General features: G+C 67.8%; 13 protein-coding genes and 1 pseudogene. 2 read left to right on the forward strand and 12 right to left on the reverse strand.

Annotated elements, in window-relative coordinates; all coding sequences use genetic code 11:
- Nucleotides 1-270: 270 nt before the first annotated feature.
- From QAR72_RS14830 to QAR72_RS14850, 5 genes are read right to left on the reverse strand one after another with little or no spacing between them, the layout of a single operon-like run.
- Complete coding sequence (locus QAR72_RS14830) at nt 271-897, reverse strand: 3-oxoacid CoA-transferase subunit B (protein WP_304618153.1); 627 nt, start codon at nt 895-897, stop codon at nt 271-273.
- Complete coding sequence (locus QAR72_RS14835) at nt 897-1,601, reverse strand: CoA transferase subunit A (protein WP_304618154.1); 705 nt, start codon at nt 1,599-1,601, stop codon at nt 897-899. The genes QAR72_RS14830 and QAR72_RS14835 overlap by 1 nt, the downstream gene beginning before the upstream one ends.
- Nucleotides 1,598-2,437 (reverse strand): 3-keto-5-aminohexanoate cleavage protein, encoded by an 840-nt coding sequence (locus QAR72_RS14840; protein WP_304618155.1) that lies wholly within the window; start codon nt 2,435-2,437, stop codon nt 1,598-1,600. Before QAR72_RS14840 ends, QAR72_RS14835 begins: the two co-directional genes overlap by 4 nt.
- A gap of 15 nt (nt 2,438-2,452) precedes the next feature.
- On the reverse strand, nt 2,453-3,310 hold the full coding sequence (locus tag QAR72_RS14845) for an alpha/beta fold hydrolase (RefSeq protein WP_304618156.1): 858 nt from the start codon (nt 3,308-3,310) through the stop codon (nt 2,453-2,455).
- Nucleotides 3,307-3,687, reverse strand: a complete 381-nt coding sequence (locus QAR72_RS14850) for a hypothetical protein (protein ID WP_304618157.1) — start codon at nt 3,685-3,687, stop codon at nt 3,307-3,309. Before QAR72_RS14850 ends, QAR72_RS14845 begins: the two co-directional genes overlap by 4 nt.
- 218 nt (nt 3,688-3,905) lie before the next feature.
- Between QAR72_RS14850 and QAR72_RS14855 the strand changes: the two genes are divergently transcribed.
- Together QAR72_RS14855 and QAR72_RS14860 are read left to right on the forward strand one after the other, a co-directional pair.
- Entirely contained in the window at nt 3,906-4,781 is an 876-nt protein-coding gene (locus QAR72_RS14855) for a dioxygenase family protein (protein WP_304618158.1), read from the forward strand.
- 95 nt (nt 4,782-4,876) lie between these two features.
- Entirely contained in the window at nt 4,877-5,767 is an 891-nt protein-coding gene (locus QAR72_RS14860; RefSeq protein ID WP_304618159.1) for a LysR family transcriptional regulator, read from the forward strand.
- Nucleotides 5,768-5,798: 31 nt separating this feature from the next.
- Here QAR72_RS14860 and QAR72_RS14865 read toward each other — a convergent pair whose 3' ends face one another.
- The 7 genes and pseudogenes from QAR72_RS14865 to benC form a co-directional block, all read right to left on the reverse strand.
- The gene (locus tag QAR72_RS14865; protein ID WP_304618160.1) at nt 5,799-6,497 is read right to left on the reverse strand and encodes an ABC transporter ATP-binding protein; all 699 of its coding nucleotides are present in this window, start codon (nt 6,495-6,497) and stop codon (nt 5,799-5,801) included.
- Nucleotides 6,490-7,173 (reverse strand): annotated as a pseudogene (locus QAR72_RS14870) (ABC transporter ATP-binding protein); the annotation flags it as partial. The gene QAR72_RS14865 and the pseudogene QAR72_RS14870, both read right to left, overlap by 8 nt.
- A 52-nt stretch (nt 7,174-7,225) precedes the next feature.
- Entirely contained in the window at nt 7,226-8,227 is a 1,002-nt protein-coding gene (locus QAR72_RS14875) for a branched-chain amino acid ABC transporter permease (protein ID WP_304618162.1), read from the reverse strand.
- A gap of 4 nt (nt 8,228-8,231) precedes the next feature.
- Complete coding sequence (locus QAR72_RS14880; RefSeq protein ID WP_304618163.1) at nt 8,232-9,098, reverse strand: branched-chain amino acid ABC transporter permease; 867 nt, start codon at nt 9,096-9,098, stop codon at nt 8,232-8,234.
- A gap of 55 nt (nt 9,099-9,153) precedes the next feature.
- Nucleotides 9,154-10,326, reverse strand: a complete 1,173-nt coding sequence (locus QAR72_RS14885) for an ABC transporter substrate-binding protein (RefSeq protein WP_304618164.1) — start codon at nt 10,324-10,326, stop codon at nt 9,154-9,156.
- Nucleotides 10,327-10,366: 40 nt separating this feature from the next.
- On the reverse strand, nt 10,367-11,140 hold the full coding sequence (gene benD / locus QAR72_RS14890; RefSeq protein ID WP_304618165.1) for a benzoate diol dehydrogenase BenD: 774 nt from the start codon (nt 11,138-11,140) through the stop codon (nt 10,367-10,369).
- On the reverse strand, nt 11,140-12,071 hold a 932-nt coding region (gene benC / locus QAR72_RS14895; RefSeq protein WP_304618166.1), incomplete at its 5' end, for a benzoate 1,2-dioxygenase electron transfer component BenC. The genes benC and benD, both read right to left, overlap by 1 nt.

Here is a 12,071-nt window from a genome sequence, read left to right on the forward strand (position 1 = left end):
GGGGGCAGAGGGGGGCTCTGACCCCCCCGGCCTGCGGAAGGCACCCCCCCGGATATTTGAAATCAAATCACAGACCAGCGCCCCGAGGGGCGGGGGCGGGCACGATCATGGTTTCTGACGATATCGAGCAGATGTTAACCGGTGCTGGATCTCGTCCGCCTTCAGGAGCCGTTCCGCCCCCGGGCCCGCTTGGCCTTGGTTCAAAATAGCCGGGGGGGCCGTCCGCCGGACGGCGGGGGCAGAGCCCCCTCCGCCCTCCCGGCCCGCGCCTCAGGCCACGATCGTCGCCTCGGTCGCCGCGCGCAGTTCCTCCTCGGTCACCCCGTCGGCCAGCTGGACGATCCGCAGACCGCCCGGCACCACGTCCAGAACGCCCAGATTGGTGATGATCCGGTCCACCACGGCCTTGCCCGTCAGGGGCAGCGTGCAGGCCCGCAGAACCTTCGATTCGCCCGCCTTGTTGGTGTGGTCCATCACCACGATCACCCGGCCGACGCCCGCGACCAGATCCATCGCGCCGCCCATGCCCTTGACCAGCTTGCCCGGGATCATCCAATTCGCCAGATCGCCTTCTTCCGAAACCTCCATCGCGCCCAGGATCGCCGCCGCGATCTTGCCGCCGCGGATCATGCCGAAGCTGGTCGCGCTGTCGAAATAGGACGTGCGCGACAGTTCCGTGATGGTCTGCTTGCCGGCATTGATGAGGTCGGGATCCTCCTCGCCCTCGAACGGGAAGGGGCCCATGCCCAGCATGCCGTTCTCGGATTGCAGGGTGATGTCCTTGTCGCCCACGTAATTCGCCACCAGCGTCGGGATGCCGATGCCGAGGTTGACATACATGCCGTCTTCCAGCTCCTCTGCGGCCCGCGCCGCCATCTGGTTGCGGTCCCACGGCATCACGCGGTCTCCTTCTTGCGGGTGGTGCGCTGCTCGATGCGCTTCTCGTGGCTGCCCTGGATGATCCGGTGCACGTAGATGCCGGGCAGGTGGATCAGGTCGGGGTCGAGGCTGCCGCGCGGGACGATCTCCTCGACCTCGGCCACGCAGACGCGCCCGCACATCGCGGCGGGCGGGTTGAAGTTGCGCGCCGTCTTGCGGAAGACGAGGTTGCCGGTGTCGTCCGCCTTCCAGGCCTTCACGATCGAGAGGTCCGCGACGATCCCGCGCTCGAGGATGTAGTCCTGGCCGTCGAAGGTCTTGACCTCCTTGCCCTCGGCGATGACGGTGCCGACGCCGGTCTTGGTGTAGAAGCCCGGAATGCCCGCGCCGCCCGCGCGCATCCGCTCGGCCAGGGTGCCCTGCGGGTTGAATTCCAGCTCCAGCTCGCCCGAGAGGTATTGCCGCATGAATTCCGCATTCTCGCCGACATAGGAGCTGATCATCTTCCGGATCTGGCGCGTGTCCAGAAGCTTGCCCAGCCCGAACCCGTCCACGCCGCAATTGTTGCTGGCGATGGTCAGGTCCTTCACCCCCGAGCGCACCAGCGCGTCGATCAGCAATTCCTGAATCCCGCAGAGCCCGAAACCACCGGCCGCGATGAACATCCCGTCGTGAAGCAAACCATCCAGAGCCGCATCGGCAGTGGCATAAACCTTCTTCATGCCGGCACAGCCACGTTCAGCCCCAGGATCGCGCGCGCCTGCTGCCAGGTCGCGACAGACCGGCCGTTCCGCTCGCAGATCTCGGCCGCGCGCGTCACCAGCGCCGCGTTCGAGGGCGCCAGCGTTTCCCGGTCGAGGCGCACGTTGTCCTCGAGCCCCGTGCGCGCATGGCCGCCCGCGCCGATGGCCCATTCGTTCAGCGTGAGCTGATGCGCGCCGATGCCGGCTGCGCACCAGGGCGCGTCCTCGCCAAAGAGCCGCTTCACCGTCCGGATGTAATAGTCGAAGACGTCGCGATCGACGGGCATCGCGTTCTTCACCCCCATCACGAATTGCACATAGGGGCGCGATTTTAGCCGCCCGTCCTTCCACATCGCATGCGCCTGCAGGATATGCGACAGATCGAAGGCCTCGATCTCGGGCATGACGCCGTGGGTCGCCATTTCGGCGGCCAGCCAGTCAACGAGGTCCGGCGCGTTCTCGTAGACCCGCGTCGGGAAGTTGTTCGACCCGACCGCGAGGCTCGCCATGTCGGGCGCAAGCCGCAGCATCCCGCCGCGCTCCTTGCCGGCACCGGACCGGCCGCCGGTCGACAGCTGCACGATCATGCCGGGGCAATGCTGGCGGATGCCCTCCAGCAGGCGGGCGAATCGTTCGGGGTCCGAGGTCGGGCGCCCCTCATCGTCGCGGACATGGGCGTGGACGATGCTGGCGCCGGCCTCGAAGGCCTCGTGGGTGGATTCGATCTGCTCGGCGATGGTGATCGGGACGGCCGGGTTGTTCGCCTTGGTCGGCAGGCTGCCGGTGATGGCGACGCAGAGGATGCAGGGGGTCATGTCAATCTCTCCGGATCAGGCGGCCGAGGCGCGGGCAGCCGGCATCCGGCCGAGCGCATCGAGGAAGAAGGGGCGGAAGCCCGCCGGATGCTCGCTCATCGGGAAGTGGCCCAGCTCGTCCATCACGGCAAGCGTCGCGCCGGGGATCGCGGCGGCGGTGCGGCTTGCATCCTCGGGCGTGCAGGTCAGGTCGTAGGCCCCGACGATCAGGTGCACCGGCGTCCGGCCCGTGTCGATCGCGCCGAGCAGGCCGATCAGGCTGTCATCCTGCGTGTAGAAGCTCAGATCACCCCGGAAGACGCCCGGCCCGCTCTGCATGAACATCCACAGCGTGTTCCAGCGCTCGCGCTCTGGCGCGTAGGGCGAGATGTTGGCCGAGACCAGCGCCGCGCCCATCTCGCCGCCATGGGCATCGGGCCGGTCGAACCAGTCGATGTCATACCAGGCGGGCTGGAAGTCCGAGGCCTCGATGGCGATGAAGCCCGAGAAGCGGTCCGCATGCCGTGCCGCCAGTTGCAGCGCGATCCGGCCCCCCATCGAGCAGCCGGCCAGGATCGGGCGGTCCAGCCCCAGCCCGTCCAGCACGGCAAGGACCGTCGCCATGTAGGTCTGGGTCGTCAGCAGGTATTCCTGCGTCTGGAATCCCTCGGGCGGAAGCGATTTGCCATGCCAAGGCATGTCGAAGGCGATCAGCCGGTGCTCGGCGGTGACGCCCGCATCGTTCATGAGGTGGCGCCACTGCCTTGTATCGGCGCCGGCGGTGTGCAGGCAGAGGACGGGGCGGCCTTGCCCCGCCTGTTCGACATAGATGCGCTGCGGGACGCCCTCGACGGTGACGTTCAGGTAGCCGCCCGTGATCGGTTCGATATTCATGCGCAAGCTCCTGTGCGGGCGCGGGGCAGCGCCATGATCTCCTTGAAGAAGCGCAGGTTCCGCACGAGGCAGAGGATGTCGCCGTCGATGCGCCCGCGGCCGATCTTCACCAGCCCGAAGATGTCGTGAAAGCCCGGCGCGGGCCGCGGCTGCCAGAAGGCGTGCAGCGCCTCGGCATCGGTCCGCAAGGCAAAGCGCCAGGGCGTGCGCCGGCTCGGGCCGGGGACGATTTGCACCAGCCGGCCCCTGTCGAAGGTCAGGTAGTGCTCGGCCCCGTCGACCTCGATCAGGATGGTTTCCGAAAAGAGGCGGCCGAGCCGCCGCAGATGCGGGCTGTCCTCCAGCCGCGACTGGATGTCCCTGAAGATGTCGAGCATGTGCGCCTCCTCCGCTGACTGTCGCCAGGGACCGGAGTGACATCTCGGGCCGCGTCAGGCCATGCCGGACCGGGTATCGCGCGATACCCGGTCGGCTCGGGGACGATCAGGCCGCGTCCGGTATGACCCGATACCGTCGCCGGCATTGGGCGGCGGCGCATTTGCGCGGATGCTTGATCCGAACGCACCGATCCGATCGCCACGAGGAGGAGACCATCATGGGCATCGTCAATCAGGACAACATCACCGATGTCGTCATCGCCAGCCTTGGCAAGCATGGAGACATCACCGGGCGCCAGCGCGAGATCATGGCCGCGCTGATCACGCATCTGCACGGCTTCATCAAGGAGACGCGGCTGCAGCATCACGAATTCCTTGCCGCCTGCGACTATCTCGCGCGCGCCGGCAAGCTGTGCAACGACAACCGCCAGGAATTCATCCTGCTGGGCGACATCCTGGGCGCAGAAGTGCTGGTGGACATGATGACGAACCCGGTCGCGGGCGGCGAGAGCGAGTCGACCGTCCTCGGGCCGTTCTACCGCGAGAACCCGCCGGTCATGCCCAAGGGCGGCTCGATCATCCTCAAGCATTACGACAACGAGGAGACGGTCTATTACGAGGGCTATGTCCGCGACGAGGCCGGCCGCGGCGTGCCCGGCGTGACGCTGGACGTGTGGGAGGACGCGCCGAACGGCGTCTACGAGAACCTCGATCCCGATCAGCCCGAATACAACCTGCGCGGCCGCTTCGAGACCGACGAGAACGGGCATTACGCCTTTGTCGCCGTCCGCCCCGTGCCCTATCCGATCCCGGACGACGAAACCGCGGGCGAGCTGCTGCGCTTCATGGGACACCACCCGAACCGTCCGGGCCATGTCCATTTCATCGTCGCCAAGGAAGGCTTCCGCCCGCTGATCAGCCAGATCTTCGATGCCGACAGCGCCTGGCTGGACGATGACAGCGTCTTCGCGGTCAAGGAAAGCCTGATCGGCAAGTTCAGGCCCGCGCGGCCCGAACATGGCACAGACCTGCATTTCGAATTCGATTTCGTGCTCAAGGAAGCGGCCGGAACGCAGGCCATCGCGGCCGAATAGCGGCTTTCCCCACCGACCTCTCACTGGTCCCCGAACCTTCGGGGGCCTTTTTTCACAAGCCGCCCTCGACTAGCATCCTCCTTGGGGGAGACATCATGAATCTGAGGCAGCTGACCTATTTCATCGCGGTCGCGGAGGAACTGCATTTCGGTCGCGCGGCCGAGCGGCTGGACATGGCGCAACCGCCCCTGAGCCGCCAGATCAAGCAGATCGAGGAAGAGCTTGGCGCGACGCTGTTCAACCGGGGCCGCAGCGCGATCACGCTGACCCAGGCCGGCGAGCGGCTGCTGGAGCGCGGCCGCGCGATCCTGGCGCAGATGGAGGATACGCGGCTCGAGGTGCGCCGTCTGGGGCAGGGGGCAGAGGGGCGGCTTCGCATCGGTTTCGTGGGCTCGGCCACCTATGGCATCCTGCCCAACATCGTGAAGTCGTTCCGGGCGAACTACCCGGACGTGAACCTGAGCCTGATCCCGATGAACAACGCGAACCTCCACCGGGCGCTGGTCGCGCGCGAACTGGATCTGGCCTTTGCCCGGCCCGCCCTGCGCGACCCCGAATTCCTGACGAAGGAGCTGATGGAGGAAAAGCTGATCCTGGCGCTTCCCGACACGGTGGATACCGGTTCGCGGACGATCGCCAGGCTGGAACGGCTGGCGACGCACAACCTGATCCTCTACCCGGAATATCCGCGTCCCGGATATGGCGACATGGTGCTGCGCGCCTGCGAGAATGCCGGTTTTCCGGTGCCGCTGCGGATCTGGGTGATGGATCTGCACACCGCCCTCAGCCTTGTCGCGGTGGGCGAGGGCGTCTGCATCGTGCCGTCGTCGGTCGGCTCGACCCCGCGCCGAGGCGTGAAGTTCCTCAACATCGAACCCGAGATCGCCCGCACCTCGCTGTCGATCAACCTGCGGGTGGACGAGCAGGGCGTGCATGTCCACAACTTCGTGCGTCTGGCGCAGCAGGTGGCGCGCAAGGTGATCTGAGGGCGCGCGGTCGGCCCGCGCGCCCGTCGGCTCAGACGCCCAGCCAGGCGTGCTGGATGTCCTCGGCGGCGCGGATCTCGGGCGCGCTGCCCGACCAGACGACGCGGCCCTTGCCGATCACCACGACATCATCGGCCAACGAGGTCGCAAAGCCGAAATTCTGCTCGACCAGGATCATCGACAGGCCGGCCGATTTCAGCTCTTTCAGCTTGTCGTGGATCAGCTTGACGATGATCGGCGCCAGCCCCTCGGTCGGCTCGTCCAGGATCAGAAGGCGCGGGTTCATCAACAGCGCGCGGGCGATGGCCAGCATCTGCTGTTCACCCCCCGAAAGCTGCGTGCCCCCATTATCCAGCCGCTCGCCAAGGCGGGGGAACAGCTCCAGCACCCGCGCCATCGTCCAGCCGCCATTCGCGCAGGGAAAGCGCCGGGCCGCCAGTTCCAGGTTTTCCCGCACGCTCAGCGAGGGGAAGATGTCGCGCGTCTCGGGGACATAGGCGATGCCCAGCCGCGCGATGTCGAAGGGCCGGGCCGGCAGCGGCCGGTCGTCCAGCGTGATCCGCCCGGCCTTGGTCGGCAGAAGCCCCATGATGGTCTTCAGCGTCGTGGACTTGCCCGCGCCGTTGCGGCCGAGGATCGCCAGCACGCGGCCGGGCCGCGCGGTCAGCGACAGGCCGTGCAGGACCTGCGTCTCGCCATAGCCGGATTCGATTGCGGAAAGGTCAAGCATCTTCCCAGGCTCCCAGATAGATGTCCTTCAGAAGCTTCGAGCCGCGCGCGGCCTCGGGCAGCCCGTCAAAGACGACCTCGCCATAGTTCAGCACGGTGATCGTGTCCGCGACGTCGAAGGCGATGTCCATGTCATGTTCGATGATCAGCAGCGTCAGGTCGCGCGGCAGGTCCTTCAGCATGTCGTGGAAGCCCTTGGACATTTCGGGACCGATGCCGCTGGTCGGCTCGTCCATCAGCAGCACCAGGGGCCGCGTCGCCAGCGCCACGCCGACCTCCAGCTGGCGGCGGATGCCGTAGCTGACCTCGTTGACGCGGGCGTGCAGATGGGCGGTCAGGTTCACCTGGTCGGCGACCTCGGCGACGATCTCGCGCACCTCGGGCCGGGCCAGGCTGTCGCCGCCCAGGCGGCTGGCATGGCCGGTCGCGACGGCGGCGGCAAGGCCGAGATTCTCCTCGACCGTCAGCCCGTCGAACAGGGTGTTCTTCTGATAGCTGCGCGACAGGCCGCGCCGGGCCCTGCGGGCGACGGGCAGGGTGGTGACATCCTCGCCCGCCAGATGGACCGAGCCTCCGCAGGGGCGCAATTCGCCCACCAGCAGGTTGAACAGGGTCGTCTTGCCCGCGCCGTTCGGCCCCAGGATGACGCGGCGCTCGCCCCGCTCCAGCGTCAGGGACACGTCGCGGGTGACGGGGACGGCGCCGAAGCTCTTATTCAGATTCCGGGTCTCAAGCATCGGTCCGGGCCTCCTTCAGGGGTGCATCCGCGGGGCCGGTCCGGCGCGTCGCCTTGCGGGCGGTCCAGCGGGTCTCGATCCAGCCGAAGATGCCGTTCGCACGGCTCATCACCACGGCGATCAGGATGACCCCGACGACGAGGTGCCAATAGCTGGTGAGCGCGCTGACCTCGTGCTTCAGCAGGACGAAGGCGGCGGCGCCGACGATGGGGCCGACCAGCGTGCCCAGCCCGCCGAGGATGACGACGACCAGCGCCTCGCCCGAGACCTTCCAGGACAAGAGGCCGGGCGAGATGAACATCATGTGCTGCGCGGCCAGCGCGCCTGCGAGGCCCGCGATCATGCCCGACAGACCGAAGACATCGGCCTTGACGCGCCAGACGGTGAGGCCGAGCGCGCGCATCCGCTGCTCGTTATGCATGATGCCCGTCAGCGAACGGCCAAGGCCCGAGCGCAGGATCCCGACGATGGCGCAGTAGCTGGCGGCCAGCGCGGCCAGGCAGAACAGTGCGAAGGTCCGGCTGTCATTCAGGTCGATCCCGAAGGCGGTCAGATCCAGCCGCGCGATCCCGCCCAGGCCGTCATCGCCGCCGAAGGTCGGGGTCTGGAAGACGTAGCTGTAGGCCATCTGCCCGAAGGCCAGCGTCGCCATGATGAAATAGATGCCGTGGCTGCGCGCGCAGATCGCGCCGATGATCCAGGCGGCGCCGCCGGTGATGCCGATGGCCGCCGCCAGCGCGAGGGGCGGCGTCAGCCCCGCCTTCACGGTCAACAGCGCATAGGCGAAGGCGCCCACGCCCATCAGCGCCCCGTGGCACAGCGAAACCATGCCGCCAAAGCCCGCGACCATGTCGAGCGCGATGACGAGGATGGCCAGGATCAGGATCTCGGTCAGGATCTCCAGCCCGAAATAGTCGGCCGTGACGGCCTTGAACAGCGCCAGCGCCGCCAGCAGGGCCAGCGTGCCGTAGCGCAGGGGGGTATGCCGGAACATCGCCTTATCCTTTCGCCGGAAACAGGCCCACCGGCTTGATCACGAGGACCGCCGCCAGCAGGGCATAGATGAGGACCGAGGCCAGTTGCGGTGCCAGCACCGCGCCGAAGGTCTGAACGAAGCCGTAGATCAGCGAGCCCGCGACCGCGCCTTTCAGCGAGCCGAGCCCGCCGATCACGATCACGATCAGCGTCGGGATCAGGATCTGGAGGCCCATGTCGGGCGTCACGCTCAGCAGGGGCGCGGCGACGGCACCGGCAAGGCCCGCCAGCGCGCAGCCGACGCAGAAGACGATGAAGAACAGCCGCTCGACATTGATCCCCAGGCAGGCCGCCATCGCGTCATTGTCCACGCCCGCGCGGATCATGGCGCCTATCTGGGTGCGGCCCAGCACGAAGGCCAGGGCGGCGATGATCGCAAGGCCCAGGCCGATGATGAACAGCCGATAGGTCGGATACTCGATCCCCAGCAGCGCGGTGCGGCCGGCCAGCAGCGCCGGCAGCTCGATCGACAGTGCCAGATCGCCCCAGATCAGGCGGCTGAGGTCCAGAAGCGCGAAGATCAGCCCGAACGTGACCAGCACCTGCGCCATCGGCCCGGACCGGCGCATCCGCCGGATCAGCCCGGAGTAAAGCAGGATGCCAAGCCCCGCCACGGCGACCGGCGCCAGGAAGAACCCGGCCCAGTAGCCCCCGACCGCGGCCGCCGAGGCGGCGACATAGGCGCCGACCGCGTAGAGCGAGCCATGGGCGAGATTGACGAAATGCATCAGCCCGAAGATGACCGTCAGACCGATGGAGAGCAGAAAGAGCAGCATCGACAGCTGCAGCGCGTTCAGCGCCTGCAACGTCCAGAAGCCGGGATCCGGCATGGTGAAATCCTCCCGATTGGCGGGCCCGGCCGGTTCGCGCGGCCGGGCGTGGCGGTCAGTTGATCAGGGGGGCCATGTCGCAGCCATTGACCGGATCGGCCTCGGCCGGGGTCTGGGCCAGGACCTCCTGGGTCATGCCGGTCTCGCCGGCGATGGTGCGGTAGACATAGATCGGCTGGACGATGTTGTTCGTTGCCGGGTCGATCGACAGCGCGCCGCGCGGCCCCTCGAAGCTGACCTGCCGCAGCGCATCGGCAAGGGCCGCGCGATCCGCGGCGCCGGTGGCACTGGCCTCGACCAGGGCGCGGGCGGCGTCATAGCCGTGGACGGCATATTCCGACGGGACGCGCCCGGTCTTTTCACGGAAAGCGGCGACGAAGGCGTCGTTCTCGGGGTTGTCGATGGTCGGGACGTAGTGCAGCGCGGTCACGACGTCCTGCGCGGCCTCGCCCTGGGCATCGACATAAAGCGCCGAGGTCAGGAAGCCCGAGCCATAAAGCGGCAGCGCGTCCTTCATCCCGAAGCTGTCATACTGGCGCACGAAGGACACGGCCTCGCCGCCCGCATAGAAGACATAGACGGCATCGGCGCCGCTGGCCCGCGCCTCGGCCAGATAGGGGCCGAAATCCTGAGTCTTGCCAAAGGGGGTGAAGGCCTGCCCGACGATCTCGCCGCCGGCTTCGGTGAAGCTGTCCGCGAAGGCGCCGATCATCTGCCGGCCGGCCGCGTAGTCGGGGGCCAGGGTGAAGACCTTGCCGATGCCCTGTTCGGCCATCCAGCGGCCCATCGGGCGGTTCACCTGACCGTTCGAGAACGACATGCGCGTGATGAAGGGCGAGCAGGCCTCGCCGGTCGCCTCGTCATTGCCCGCATTGGCCACGATCAGCGGCACGCCCGAGCTGTGGACGATGTCGCGCACCGCGCCCAGGACGGCCGAGCTGACGATGCCGGTCAGCACGTCGGCGCGGTCCTGCATGATCAGCTTGCGCGCCTTGCCAAGCGCGACGGGGGGACTGGCCTCGGTATCCTCTCGGATGATGGTGAAGGTCGCGTCGGTCCGGTCGCCGAACGTCTCGAGGCCCAGGGCGAAACCCGCCTCGATGTCGTTGCCGAGCGCGGCATAGACCCCCGAAAAGGGCAGCATCAGCCCCACGGTGATCTCTTCGGCTGCGGCAGGCATGGCGAGGCCGATGGCCAGCCCGAGGGCGGCCAGTGTCTTGCGGTTCATGATTGATCTCCTCCTGTTGGCGCCCCTCCTCCGGGGCTTCTTATCCAAGGTCTCCGCCACCGACCGGCACCGTGACGCCGGTGATGTAGGAGGCGTCGTCCGACGCCAGGAACAGGATCGGGCCTGCCTGTTCGTCGAGCGTTCCGTACCGCTTCATCAGCGATGATTGCGTGGTCTGGTCGACGATGGTGCGATACCAGTCCTCGCGTTGTTCCTCGGCCGCGTTGGGGTTGCGGGGCACGATCCGGGGCGGGGCCTCGGTCCCGCCGGGTGCGGTCGCGACGACGCGGATGCCGCGCTCGGCGACCTCCCAGGCCAGGCTGGCGGTGATCGCGTTCACGCCGCCCTTGGCCGCCGCATAGGGGACGCGGTTCAGCCCGCGCGTGGCGATGGACGAGACATTGACGATCACGCCCGATCCCTGCGCCAGCATGTGCGCGATGGCCGCGCGGCAGCAATAGAGCGTCGGAAAGAGCGAGCGGCGGATCTCGGCCTCGATCTGGTCGGAGGCGTAATGCTCGAAGGGCTTGGCCCAGATGGTGCCGCCGACATTGTTCACCAGGATGTCGATGCGGCCCCACAGATCGACCGCCGCCGTCATCGCGGCCTCGCAGCCGGCCCAGGTTTCCAGATCGGCCAGGGCCGCCTCGGCCGTGCCGCCGGCCTGGCGGATCGCCTCGACCGCGTCATCCCGGGCGGGCGAGCGGTCCACGATCAGGACGCTTGCCCCCTCGGCCGCCGCGCGTTCCGCCACCCGGCGGCCGATCCCCTGAGCGGCGCCGGTGACGACCATGACCTTGCCCCGAAAGCGCATCACGCGGCCCGCAATTCGGTTTCGGTCGGGTTGAACTTCTCGAAATGGAAGCTCGCGGGGCTGACGCCAAGCGCGGCCATGTGGCTGCGGACGGCATCGACCATCGGCGGCGGCCCGCACAGATAGACGTCGCAATCCCCGCCCGCCAGATCCCCGGCGCTCAGGTGGTCGGTGACGAAGCCCTTGCGCTCGTGCGGCTCGTCCTCGGCGGCGATGATGGTGACGAGGCGCAACTGCGGGATGCGGCCGGCCAGCGCGGCCAGGCGGTCGAGTTCGACCAGGTCGGCGCTGCGGGTGACGGCGTAGTATAGCGTGATCGGGTGATCGCTGCCCTGCTCGGCCACCTGCTCCAGCATGGACAGGAAGGGTGCCAGGCCCGTGCCGCCCGCCAGCCAGACCTGCGGGCGGGTGATCGGGCGCAGGTAGAACGCGCCCATCGGACCGGTCAGCGTCAGGGCGTCGCCGGGCGCGGCGCGCTCGGCCAGATAGCTGCTCATCACGCCTCCGGGCAGGTTGCGGATCAGGAAGCTGGCCTCGGACGCGCCGGGCGCCGAGGAAAAGGAATACGAGCGGTGGACCCCTTCGCCCGGCACGCCGACATTCACGTATTGTCCGGGCAGAAAGCCCATCGGCCGGTCCAGCGCCACGCGCAGCCCGAACGATGTCCCGGACAGGCGATCCACGGCCAGCAGCTTCGCCTCGACCGATCCGGGGGCGGTCTTGCAGGCGGCGGCGGTCGTCGGGATCGAAAGGACGCAATCGCTTTCGGGGATCATCTGGCAGGTCAGGACATAGCCCTGGGCGGCCTCTTCATCCGACATGGATTCGTCCATGTAGAATTCCAGCGAATAGCGTCCCTTTTCCGCCCGGCACTTGCAGGTGCCGCAGACGCCGTCGCGGCAATCCATCGGCAGGTTGATCTTCTGGCGAA

This window comes from Paracoccus sp. (in: a-proteobacteria), from assembly GCF_030604785.1.
Classification (GTDB): domain Bacteria; phylum Pseudomonadota; class Alphaproteobacteria; order Rhodobacterales; family Rhodobacteraceae; genus Paracoccus.

Bases quoted from the DNA above. Each gene is read 5' to 3' on its own strand.
- QAR72_RS14860 (WP_304618159.1), top strand. From the start codon at position 4,877: ATGAATCTGAGGCAGCTGACCTATTTCATCGCGGTCGCGGAGGAACTG.
- QAR72_RS14875 (WP_304618162.1), bottom strand. From the start codon at position 8,227: ATGTTCCGGCATACCCCCCTGCGCTACGGCACGCTGGCCCTGCTGGCG.
- QAR72_RS14865 (WP_304618160.1), bottom strand. From the start codon at position 6,497: ATGCTTGACCTTTCCGCAATCGAATCCGGCTATGGCGAGACGCAGGTC.
- QAR72_RS14845 (WP_304618156.1), bottom strand. From the start codon at position 3,310: ATGAATATCGAACCGATCACGGGCGGCTACCTGAACGTCACCGTCGAG.
- QAR72_RS14885 (WP_304618164.1), bottom strand. From the start codon at position 10,326: ATGAACCGCAAGACACTGGCCGCCCTCGGGCTGGCCATCGGCCTCGCC.
- benD (WP_304618165.1), bottom strand. From the start codon at position 11,140: ATGCGCTTTCGGGGCAAGGTCATGGTCGTCACCGGCGCCGCTCAGGGG.
- QAR72_RS14840 (WP_304618155.1), bottom strand. From the start codon at position 2,437: ATGACCCCCTGCATCCTCTGCGTCGCCATCACCGGCAGCCTGCCGACC.
- QAR72_RS14835 (WP_304618154.1), bottom strand. From the start codon at position 1,601: ATGAAGAAGGTTTATGCCACTGCCGATGCGGCTCTGGATGGTTTGCTT.
- QAR72_RS14830 (WP_304618153.1), bottom strand. From the start codon at position 897: ATGCCGTGGGACCGCAACCAGATGGCGGCGCGGGCCGCAGAGGAGCTG.
- QAR72_RS14850 (WP_304618157.1), bottom strand. From the start codon at position 3,687: ATGCTCGACATCTTCAGGGACATCCAGTCGCGGCTGGAGGACAGCCCG.
- QAR72_RS14855 (WP_304618158.1), top strand. From the start codon at position 3,906: ATGGGCATCGTCAATCAGGACAACATCACCGATGTCGTCATCGCCAGC.
- QAR72_RS14880 (WP_304618163.1), bottom strand. From the start codon at position 9,098: ATGCCGGATCCCGGCTTCTGGACGTTGCAGGCGCTGAACGCGCTGCAG.